9 protein-coding genes are annotated in these 9,798 nt (G+C 42.1%); 3 read left to right on the top strand and 6 right to left on the bottom strand.

Annotation, left to right across the window (positions count from 1 at the left end):
• Positions 1-215: 215 nt before the first annotated feature.
• The 5 genes from HPY74_18030 to HPY74_18010 form a co-directional block, all read right to left on the bottom strand.
• Positions 216-602, bottom strand: a complete 387-nt coding sequence (locus HPY74_18030; protein ID NSW92524.1) for an MFS transporter — start codon at positions 600-602, stop codon at positions 216-218.
• 15 nt (positions 603-617) lie between these two features.
• Positions 618-1,043: an MFS transporter gene (locus HPY74_18025; protein NSW92523.1), complete on the bottom strand. Its 426-nt coding sequence runs from the start codon at positions 1,041-1,043 to the stop codon at positions 618-620.
• A gap of 157 nt (positions 1,044-1,200) precedes the next feature.
• Entirely contained in the window at positions 1,201-2,274 is a 1,074-nt protein-coding gene (locus HPY74_18020; protein NSW92522.1) for a sugar kinase, read from the bottom strand.
• Between the two features lie 215 nt (positions 2,275-2,489).
• A complete protein-coding gene (locus HPY74_18015) occupies positions 2,490-3,497 on the bottom strand; it encodes a HAMP domain-containing histidine kinase (protein ID NSW92521.1) in 1,008 nt (335 codons plus the stop codon).
• Between the two features lie 2 nt (positions 3,498-3,499).
• Positions 3,500-4,171 (bottom strand): response regulator transcription factor, encoded by a 672-nt coding sequence (locus HPY74_18010; GenBank protein NSW92520.1) that lies wholly within the window; start codon positions 4,169-4,171, stop codon positions 3,500-3,502.
• Positions 4,172-4,698: 527 nt separating this feature from the next.
• Between HPY74_18010 and HPY74_18005 the strand changes: the two genes are divergently transcribed.
• From HPY74_18005 to HPY74_17995, 3 genes are all read left to right on the top strand, one after another.
• The gene (locus HPY74_18005; protein ID NSW92519.1) at positions 4,699-5,382 is read left to right on the top strand and encodes an ABC transporter ATP-binding protein; all 684 of its coding nucleotides are present in this window, start codon (positions 4,699-4,701) and stop codon (positions 5,380-5,382) included.
• The gene (locus tag HPY74_18000) at positions 5,379-8,030 is read left to right on the top strand and encodes an ABC transporter permease (protein NSW92518.1); all 2,652 of its coding nucleotides are present in this window, start codon (positions 5,379-5,381) and stop codon (positions 8,028-8,030) included. Before HPY74_18005 ends, HPY74_18000 begins: the two co-directional genes overlap by 4 nt.
• A 155-nt stretch (positions 8,031-8,185) precedes the next feature.
• A complete protein-coding gene (locus tag HPY74_17995) occupies positions 8,186-8,881 on the top strand; it encodes a transglycosylase domain-containing protein (protein NSW92517.1) in 696 nt (231 codons plus the stop codon).
• 328 nt (positions 8,882-9,209) lie between these two features.
• On the opposite strand, the gene HPY74_17990 is transcribed toward HPY74_17995, so the two are convergent.
• Positions 9,210-9,798 (bottom strand): hypothetical protein (locus HPY74_17990; protein ID NSW92516.1); only part of this gene is annotated, 589 nt, incomplete at its 5' end.

Here is a 9,798-nt window from a genome sequence, read left to right as displayed (position 1 = left end):
TGAGTTCTGCTTCAATTTCCCGGATTATTAAGAGACTTCATGTTCATGGACTAATAAAGAAAATTAAGGGTACATACAAATACTATTTGACCAAATTGGGTAAGACTGTAATAACAACTGGACTCAGGGTAAAGAATCTGTTTGTAGTGCCTGAATTAGCTGGTATTCAGGTAACGTCATTCTGATTTTTTTCCACTTTGAGATGAATTTTGACCTTAAGGGACTAATATACCTGCAAAAACCATGTACATATTTTCGTATTTGTATGCATACTTAAAGAAATAGACGCCGAAACTTGTCGTGGTGGTATATCCTATCATAAAAAGCACCATGGAAATGGCTGTAAACAAAAGCTGGTCGTTTCTGAAGATTACCCCGAACATCTCTTTAAGAGAAGTCGTCTTCTCTTTCTTATAGATCGAGCGATTTTCTTTAACCCCGAATACTGTAAAGCACAAAAACGCCCATGTGATTGCCACAATAGCTACTGCAAAAACAAACCATGCCCTTGTGTTGCCGCCCAATGCATTTGTCACGGAAAGTATGCCTACCACGGCTATGTACATACCTATATTGGCGCAGATTTTTGCAAAAGAGCCTATCCTTTCACGTTCCTTCTAGTCAATGGCGAGTGATGGAAGCATGGACCAGTAAGCAATGTCGTTTATGCCATATGCCAGGTCCCATGCAAGATAAATAATTATAAAGTAAATGACATATTCCGTGCCTGTGAATCCAAAATCGGTAAAAAGCAGGATTGTAAGAATACCGCCAATTATACTCCCTGCAACTATCCATGGTTTGAATTTCCCGAAACGCGTTTGGGCGTTATCTACCAGAACGCCCATGAAAGGGTCGTTTACAGCGTCGAATATCCGCAAAACTGTATGCGCTCCTGTCATATACCACATAACTGAATCAGGCAGATTGAGAATTTCGGTAAGATACACCATGAGATACATGCTGACCATAATATATAACATATCCCTTCCCACGGTGCCCAAGCCGAAGTAATAGCAATTGAGTTTTGCAGCTTTCTCCATTTAATAACATCTCTTTAAACAGTATTCAAAACAAGGACAAGATAAAGACAGCAAGACGAGGGGACGCTTCTTTTATCTGGCAAGACAAAAGAAATGGCCCTTTGTCTTACTTTTATTTTTGCCCTTTTATTTTACTTTTTTTGTTAAATCATATTATTTAACGCTTTACACGTGCGTTACCTTCCCAGATACTCCAGATCTGCTCTTCATCGGCAGGTTGGGCATAATCCGTCAGGAAGGTTGTAGCCAGTGCGCCGCTTGCCCAGCCGAACTGAATCCATTTTTCAGGTTCCCAGCCTTTCAGGATAGCATAGAGCATGCCGCCCACAAAGCCGTCTCCCCCTCCTATACGGTCGAGCACAGTGATTTCGCGCGGTTCTATAACGTGCCAGGTATCGCCCTCCAGCATGATAGCGCCCCACTTATGGCTGTTGGCGCTAATAACCTGGCGCAGTGTTGTTGCAAAAACAGATGCGTTAGGGAATGCCTTTTTCACACATTTGATCATTTCCTTGAAACTTTCAATTTTTGCGGTAAGATCCTTTCCGCCCGCCTCAGGGCCCTCAATACCGAGGCACAGTTGAAAATCTTCTTCATTGCCTACGAGTATATCCGAAATGCTTGCAATTTCAGTGAAAATATCGTGAAGCTCTTTCTCGCGGTTTTCCCAAAAGGAAGCCCTGTAATTCAGGTCAAAAGAAATCCGCGTACCAAATTTCTTTGCAGCCCTGGACAGTTCAAGGCAGAAAACGCCTGTTTCCGGTGATAACGCGCTGACCAAGCCTGAAAGGTGCAAAATTTGTACACCTTCTTTGCCAAAAATCCTGTCCAAATCAAAGTCTTTTACATTCAGAGTTCTGCCTACTTCACCTGCACGGTCATTGTGTACCCTCGGGCCGCGCGAACCGTAGCCGCTGTCTGCAATGTTAAACTGATGGCGATATCCCCACGGTCCACCTTGCGGGACTTCCTTACCTTCATAAGCCATATGCCGGCTTGCAAGATTGTTTTTAATAAATTGCGCTATAGGACTTCCCTTTACAAAGGTTGTGAGCACTTTGACAGGCAGTCCGAGGTATGAAGAAATGCTTGCCACATTAGTTTCTGCGCTGGTAGCCTGCATGATATAAGTATCACTGCTGTGCACGGGCTGCCCATTGATTGGTGTGATACGAACTCCCATACTTGTGGGAACAACTAATGCATAGGTAAAATCTTTTCGCAAATCCATATGTTGTAAAACCTCCTTTGAAACGATTATTACTCTTACCCAGAATATTTAAAAACTGGCTTTATGTTTATAGTATGCCATAATAGCCGCAGTGTCAATCTAAAAATGGGTAAAAATGGGGACGGTAAAAATGTAAAAATGGGGACGGGGCAAAAACTATTCAAATTTATTCATGTTTTATTTTCAATAAACAATATTTGCCCCGTCCCCACAAACTAAACCGTACATTTATAAAAACGCACAGTAAACGATGCGCCGCCGTTTTTGCGGTTTTCGGCTTTGATTGTTCCGTTTTGGGCGGCAATAATCATCCGTGACAGCGCAAGGCCGATGCCGACGCTGCTGTCGCTTGAGTTTTTGCCCTTATAAAACCTTTCGAAAAGGTGAGGCAGATCCTCCGGCGCGATACCTGTTCCCGTGTCGGTAATGACAAGTTCGGTATAAATTGGTGTTTCTTTGGCTTCTATAGTAAGTGTGCCGCCATTGGGCGTATGTTCCATACAGTTTTTGAGGATATTTTCAATTGCCTCTGCTGTCCATGCAAGATCACCCTCAAAATGCTCATTGCCCTCTGCCTTAACCACTAACTGCTGATTGCGCAGTTCCATTGGTATGGCAAGCGGTTTTACTGCCTTTCGGATAAGCTCGGATATTTGCACCCTGTCTTTAGCAAACTCAACTGTTCCGGCATCAAGCTTTGATATTTTCAGCAAAGTCGAAATCAACCAATCTATATGAGAAAGAAGATGAAGCAAATCTTTAACCAGTGAAAGACGACGTTCATCAGGCAATTCTTCATCGGCCAAAAAATTAGCAATCAGATTGATGGATGTAAGAGGCGTGCGGATCTGGTGCGAAATATCCGCAATGGAATCGGCAAGATAGGTTTTATCTTTTTTAAGTGCATCTGCCTGTTCACGGAGTCGTACAGTCATCTTATAGATTTCGCTGTGCAGGATGGCAAGCTCGCCCTCGGAAAAACGGTTCAAATCGAATTTACTGCTGTTATGCAGTATTTTATCAATCTCGCGGCTCAACTCTGCGATGTGCCTGTATCGCCTGTACGTAGAGATAAAATGGGCAAAATCAAATACTCCGCAGAAAATGATGGCGAGTATTCCGTATTTTATGTCTATGATTGCAGCAACAGTTATTATAACAAGATTCAGCAGGAACCACAGCCATGCGCTCTTTCGAATTTCGGGGTTGCGGAAGAAGCCCATAGCTAGTCACCAACCTTGTAGCCAAGACCGCGGACTGTACGGATGATGACGGGATTCTGCGGATCATCCTCAATTTTATCACGAAGTCTTTTGATGTAAACGGTGAGAGTATTATCATTCACGAACTCTCCTGCAATATTCCATATTTCTCCAAGGAGCTTGTTCCTTGACAGTACAGCACCCTTGTTGTTAAAAAACACTAAAAGCAGGCGGTACTCAAGGGCAGAAAGGAATAAGTCCCTGCCATGCTTCATTGCAACACCTTTTTCTGTATCTATCGTTATGCCTTTATACTCAATGGTTGTACCAAGCTTATTGCTACGGCGCAATACATTTTTGATACGGGAAATCAATTCTCTCGGTCTGAACGGCTTACTGATATAATCGTCGGCACCGAGATCAAAACCGGCAACTACGCTATACTCATCATCGGAGGCTGTGAGGAATATAACCGGAATGTTGAAATCGGCTTTTACCGCAGAGCATACGGAAAAACCATTGCCATCTTTCAGGGATATATCCAGCAGTATCAGGTCGTATGAAGTGCTATTTAGTTTGTCCAGGGCAGCCTTCTGTCCTGTGACTGCATCCACGTCAAAGCCCTCCTTTTTGAGAAATACGGTCAAGTTGTCAATAATGCTTTTATCATCTTCAACAAGTAATATCCTGGTCATGTTCTTCGCCTCCATTAAATATATTGCTGTGCCTCCATTAAGCATATTGCCGGTTATAGAAACGTATGTCCTGTTATATAACCCGGTTATATAAATCACCGGTTATATAAACTAAGGTTTGCAACGATCCCTCGTAATAACCCCTTATAAAATACGAGCTGCTGTCAATTATACCGCAAAAATGTAAAAAATTCAATGTACCTGCTCTACTCTTGCTGAAGCAACCTACTTTACCCTTGCTGAAGCGAATGTAGCCAAGTAAATCTATAATTGTTTGCCATATTTTCCTGAGAAAAGAAAATACGCTTGTCAGGTGTATCTACACATGCTATTTAAAGTGACGTTTTTGTAATATTGAAGTCACCCGGATATCACTTTGATAAGGTATAATATAACCATAGATTACAAGAGAGTTTGGAGTATAATTAAAGGAATCTAATTAAAGGAGTATGATTAAAGGAATCAAAATAAAGTGGTCTAATTAAAGGAATCTAAATAAAGAAGTTTAGCAAAAGGAGTTTTATGTAATGGAATTGTTAAGGGTTGAAAACTTAAGAAAAATATATGGTAAAGGTGAAAACGAAGTCAGAGCTTTGGACGGTGTATCCTTTAGCGTGGAGAAAGGCGAATTCATTGCAATTATCGGCCCGTCAGGTTCGGGCAAATCTACCCTTTTGCATATTCTCGGCGGCGTGGACAGGCCAACTTCCGGGAAGGTGTACATGGACGGACAGGATGTGTATGCGCAAAACGAGGAACAGCTTGCTATTTTCCGCCGCAGACAGGTTGGACTTATCTATCAGTTCTATAATCTCATACCTGTCCTCAATGTTGCCGAGAATATCACTTTGCCTGTACTGATGGATGGCAGAAAGGTAAATGAGGAGCGTTTTAACGAGCTAATCTCCACCCTCGGGCTAAACGGCAGGGAAAATTACCTCCCCAATCAGTTATCCGGCGGCCAGCAGCAGCGTGTGTCTATCGGCAGAGCGTTGATGAACGCGCCGGCAGTGGTGCTTGCGGACGAGCCTACCGGAAACCTTGATTCCAAAAACAGTCAGGAAATAGTTGAGCTTTTGAAGCTTTCTAATCAGAAGTACAATCAGACGCTGATTGTTATCACCCATGATGAAAACATTGCTTTGCAAGCAAAGCGCATCATAGCTATCGAAGATGGCAGGATCACCCATGACGAGGTGATGAAGAGATGAATATCTTTAATAAAGTAACACTCAAATCCCTTGCGATGAACAGAACCCGCACCATGGTTACGATTATCGGTATTATCCTGTCTGCCGCCATGATTACGGCAGTAACTACTCTCATATCCAGTTTGCAGGATTACATGCTGGATAATGCCATCTATCAAAACGGTGATTGGCATGGTGCATTTTACGACATCGATAGCGAGACAGCAGAAAAGCTTAAATATGATAAAAAAATTGAAAGCGCTGCTTTCGCCGATAATATAGGCTATGCAGATATTGGTAGTTCTAATGAGTATAAACCGTATTTGTTTATTATGGGAGCCGATGATTTGTTTATGGATATTATGCCAATCCATATCATAAGCGGAGAACTTCCCCGGACATCCGAAGAAATAATTTTGCCCGCCCACCTGGCATCCAATGGTGGCGTACTGCATAAAATCGGGGATAAAATTCGACTTGAAGTTGGTAACAGGTACTTCGGAGATAATAAGTTGACGCAGCGCGATCCATACGTGCATTCTGAAGATGTAGACGATGGTGTGGATGAGGAACCGGTTGCAGGCGAAAAACTGTTTATAAAAGAAACAAGGACATACACTGTCACAGGTTTTTATGAACGCCCGGGTTTTGAGGATTACTCGGCTCCCGGGTATACGGCTATCACAAGAATGGACCCTGTTTGTACATCTGATTCTTATGCAGTATATTTCAGGATGAATAACCCCAGGGAAACCTTCGATTACGTCAGCGGATTTGAATTCAAAGGGACAACAAACAATGATGTCCTTTTATACAGCGGCGCCTCGCGGTACAATAATTTTTATTATGTGCTTTACAGCCTTGCCGCCATACTTATCGGACTTATAATGTTTGGTTCTGTTTCGCTTATATACAATGCGTTTGCGATCTCGGTCAGCGAGCGGACCAGGCAGTTCGGGCTTCTGGCTTCGATTGGCGCAACGAAAAGGCAAAGCCGGAAAATGGTGCTGTACGAAGCCTTATTTGTAGGCAGCATAGGTATTCCTCTGGGAATACTTGGTGGTATTTTAGGGATCGGCATAACGCTTAGCCTTGTCGGAGATAAATTTTATGCATTTTATGGTACGGAAGGTTTGAAATTGGATTTGGATGTTTCGGTTGAATCTATTGTCACAGCCTGTGCCGTGGCATTGATTACCGTATTGATTTCTGCCTGGATCCCGTCGAAAAGGGCAACAAAAGTAACTGCCATTGATGCAATCCGCCTTTCAAAAGATATCGCGGTAAGATCCGGGGACGTCAAAACATCGAAGCTGACATACAAGTTGTTTGGCCTGGAAGGCATGATCGCTAAAAAGCACTTCAAGCGAAACAGGAAGAAATACCGCGCAACGGTTGTTTCGCTCTTTATGAGCATTGTGTTATTCATTTCGGCAAGCAGTTTTTGCGCTTATCTGACCGATGCTGTTTCAGGAACCTTCCAGGATAGTGATTATGACATTGTTTACAGATATTTCGGTGTGAATGGAGAACGCATGAATCCTGAAAATTTGAAGACTATTTACAATGGTTTGTCTGCCGCAGAAAGTGTTGTTTCTTCAAGTTATGCTTTAATAAAAGACTTTGCTTGTTATGTTCCAATCGAATTGTATTCGGATGATTACGTGGAATATTATGGTTTGACCCGGGAAACAGCCGAAGCGCCAATAAACGTTTTGGTATACGGAATTGGGGACGAGGTATACAGGCAGTATCTTAAAGCTAATGGCCTAAGCGAACAGGTATACATGGACAAAGACTATCCAAGGGGAATCGCGCAGGCAGTTATCAGCAGGTTAGATACGGCACGACAAAAATACATTACAATTCCGATTTTTAAGGGAAAAACGGCTACTATTAACTACGATAGTTATGATGAAGAAAGGTGGAATAAATTGACAATAGAAAAGCAAAAAAAACTCATTGAAACAGGCAACGATAGCGAATACATGTTGAAAAAACCGCTTACATTTGATGTTGTGGACAAAGATCTGGTACTGGGTTTAAATGAATCCAATAAATCCGGTATAAAAATCATGTATCCCTTAAGTGTCTACCAGGAATTGTTTGATGCAGCTTATTGCAGTTTCTATTTTAAGACGGAAAATCCTGCGCAGGCATATAAACATATGAAAGATTATCTTATAGCAAACGGCCTGGAAAGTGGAGAACATGTATTTATAAACATGTATGAAATGAGTGAAACCGACCGCAATATGGTTACTATTATAAAGGTATTTTCATATGGCTTTATTACGTTGATTTCTCTCATTGCGCTCGCGAACGTGTTCAACACCATTTCAACCAACATCATGCTGCGCCGCCGGGAGTTTGCCATGCTCAAATCAGTAGGCATGACAACCAAAGGCTTCAATAGGATGATGAACTTTGAATGTATTCTCTATGGGTTTAAATCCTTGAAGTGGGGAATTCCTGCGGCATTTGGCGTAACATGGCTCATATTTCGAAGCGTCAAAAGCGGCTATGATACAAGTTTTTACCTGCCGTGGACATCGGTTGCCGTTGCTATTTGCAGCGTGTTTGTCGTGGTATTTGCAACAATGATTTATTCCATGAGAAAAATCAAGAAGGACAACCCGATTGATGCCTTGAAGAATGAGAACCTGTAATAATATATAGAACTAATAATATATAGAACCTCTAAACGAAACGCCGGGCGTAAAGCCAGGTCAAGAGCTTGGCAAAACTCTTATTTGCATAAATAGACGAAGATGGAGGGAGTCATACTAAAGGGTCAGGGTCAGAAGGAGGTCATATTGAATAAATGAAAAAGTGGATTAAAAGAATCATATTTTTCTTAATTGCTCTCGTTGTTTTAACAGGCTTCTATTTTACAGGCAGCGGCTACCTGATGTATCGCGATGCGCTGCAGGAAACCAGCCTTTCGGACAAGGTTGCCGAAATTCGCTCAAAAGACAGTTATACCACTTTGGAAGAGCTGCCGGATATATATTTGAGAGCGGTAGTTTCAGTCGAGGATCACCGTTTCCATAAGCATAATGGCATTGATATTATTGCTATCGGAAGAGCCTTGTGGACGGATATAAAAGCAATGTCATTTGTTGAAGGCGGCAGTACCATTACACAGCAACTGGCCAGGAATATGTACTTCACCCGGGATAAAAAGATTAAGAGAAAAATTGCGGAAATCTTTATGGCATTTCATATAGAGAGAAACTATGAAAAGGACGAAATACTGGAATTGTATGTGAACACTATTTACTTCGGCAACGGTTATTACGGCGTTCGTGAAGCAAGCGAAGGATATTTCGGCAAGTCTCCTGCAAAATTGACGGACTACGAGAGCACCTTGCTTGCCGGTATTCCGAATGCTCCCTCCGTATATGCGCTCACAAACGATGCTGAACTTGCAAGAGAGCGTCAACAGCAGGTCATAAACAAGATGATTAGCTGCGGCAATTTAACGGAGGCGGAAGCAGAAAAAATATTGCAGAAATAAACATGGAGATGATAAATATGTGGAAGGGGCAAAAGTAAATATAAATAAATATGCAGATAAAGGAATTTATGAATGGGGGAATGAAAGTATGCATTTAACAAATGAAATAAAGGCTTATCTGTACTAAGAAGGGGTACCGGTGGTTGGTTTTGCAGACTTAAAGCGCTTACCTTCCGAAATTCGTGAAAATTTTGAAGATAGTGAAGGCATATAATGACATTTACTTTTTACTTTGCCTTCACTATCTTCTTTATACTTCATAATGCTAAACTGACAGCTATTAGCGTCCCCTGAAAAACGCGAGTTGTTCAGGAGCAACCAATTAATATCAATGTATTACTACAAGTGTTAGGGGTGTTCCCTCGTCCGGTGTTTTTGGAATTAGCAGCCTGCCATCCGATGCTGCAAATATAAGGGTATAAATACCTGTGTTCCAAAGATCAATATAAGTGAGATAATTCAAATATCCTTTGGTATGATTGGGTATATTGCGTTTATGCATAGACTCAAACCTGGCAGCTAAATTCTCAATCCGGTTACTAATCATTTCCAAAAGCGGAGCGAATATCTCTCTTTTTAGCTGCTCATGCTGGGCAAATGTCATTATGACGAATTGTGGCTTGTATGCATTGCCAGCCTTTACTACCATGCCTTTTTGCACAGCGCTGGCCAGTCTCTCCTTGACCAGACGACACTGCGCCCTGCCCTTAAGAAAAGTATCGACAAGATGAAGTTCGGGAGGGTGATCATCGTTGCGGACGGGGGGTTGAACAGTGGCCCTAATATCGGTCATATACTGGATGAGGGGAACGGGTACATCCTTTCTAAAAGTACAAAGAAAAGCGCCAAGGATGTCAAGAAGTGGATACTTGACGAGGAGGGTTATGAATGGAACAAAGAAAGGACATTCAAGTTGA

The organism is Bacillota bacterium, assembly GCA_013314855.1.
Taxonomy (GTDB): Bacteria; Bacillota; Clostridia; order Acetivibrionales; family DUMC01; genus Ch48.
This window is presented reverse-complemented; position numbering and strand designations above follow the sequence as displayed.

Coding starts and splice junctions, on each gene's coding strand:
- HPY74_18020 (NSW92522.1), bottom strand. CDS start 2,274: ATGGATTTGCGAAAAGATTTTACCTATGCATTAGTTGTTCCCACAAGT.
- HPY74_18010 (NSW92520.1), bottom strand. CDS start 4,171: ATGACCAGGATATTACTTGTTGAAGATGATAAAAGCATTATTGACAAC.
- HPY74_18025 (NSW92523.1), bottom strand. CDS start 1,043: ATGGAGAAAGCTGCAAAACTCAATTGCTATTACTTCGGCTTGGGCACC.
- HPY74_18015 (NSW92521.1), bottom strand. CDS start 3,497: ATGGGCTTCTTCCGCAACCCCGAAATTCGAAAGAGCGCATGGCTGTGG.
- HPY74_18005 (NSW92519.1), top strand. CDS start 4,699: ATGGAATTGTTAAGGGTTGAAAACTTAAGAAAAATATATGGTAAAGGT.
- HPY74_18000 (NSW92518.1), top strand. CDS start 5,379: ATGAATATCTTTAATAAAGTAACACTCAAATCCCTTGCGATGAACAGA.
- HPY74_17995 (NSW92517.1), top strand. CDS start 8,186: ATGAAAAAGTGGATTAAAAGAATCATATTTTTCTTAATTGCTCTCGTT.